We start from the raw sequence: 991 nt of genomic DNA on the forward strand, positions 1-991 counted from the left end.
GGGTGCTCGGCCACGGCGCCGGCGGCCACCGCCTGATCCCGAAGGGCGAGGTGGTGATCGAGGGCGGCGAGGTCCTGTTCGCCGGCCCCCGCTTCCCGGGCGAGGTGGCGCGGCGCATCGATTTCGGCGACGCGCTGGTCAGCCCCGGCTTCATCGACCTCGACGCCCTGTCCGATCTCGACACCACGATCCTCGGCATCGACCACCATCCGGGCTGGGCCAAGGGCCGGGTGTGGCCGCGCTCCTATGTCGAGGCCGGCCCCCACGAGATGTATTCGGCCGAAGAGCTGGCGTTCCAGAAGCGCTTCGCCTTCGGCCAGCTGCTGCTGAACGGCATCACCACCGCGGCGCCGATCGCCTCTCTGTTCTACCGGGAATGGGGCGAGACCGTCGCCGAGTTCGTGGCGGCGGCGGAGGCGGCCGGCGCGCTCGGCCTGCGGGTCTATCTCAGCCCGGCCTACCGCTCCGGCGGCATGGTGCTCGACGCGCCGGGCCGGATGGTGCCGGTGTTCGACGAGGCGCGGGGCCTGGCCGGCCTCAGCGATGCCGTCGACTTCATCGGCCGCCAGACCGGCCGCCATGGCGACCTGATCCGCGGCCTCTTGGCGCCCGATAGGGTTGAGACCTGCACCATCGACCTGCTGCGCCGCACCGACGCCGCGGCGCGCGACCTCGGCTGCAGGATCCGCCTGCACATGGCGCAGGGGGCGATGGAGGTGGAGACGGTACGCGCGTTGCACGGCACCACCGCCCCGGCCTGGCTGGCGCAGGCCGGGCTGCTCAGCGACCGGCTGATCGCGCCGCATGCGACCAGCGCCACCGCCGAGGATCTCGCGCTCTACGCCGGGAACGGCGTGTCGATCGTGCATTGCCCGCTGGTCTCGGCGCGCGGCGGCAGCACCCTGAACTCCTTCTCCGCCTGCCGGCAGCGCGGCATCACCATCGCCATGGGCACCGACACGGCGCCGGCCGACATGCTGATGAACCTGCT

The 991-nt window shown here is 72.6% G+C and carries 1 protein-coding gene; it reads left to right on the top strand.

The annotated features are described in order from the left end of the window. Window positions 1-991 (top strand): chlorohydrolase family protein (locus tag P409_RS35175; RefSeq protein WP_034849716.1); only part of this gene is annotated, 991 nt, incomplete at both ends.

The sequence above is a fragment of the Inquilinus limosus MP06 genome (assembly GCF_000767795.1).
Lineage (GTDB): Bacteria > Pseudomonadota > Alphaproteobacteria > DSM-16000 > Inquilinaceae > Inquilinus > Inquilinus limosus_E.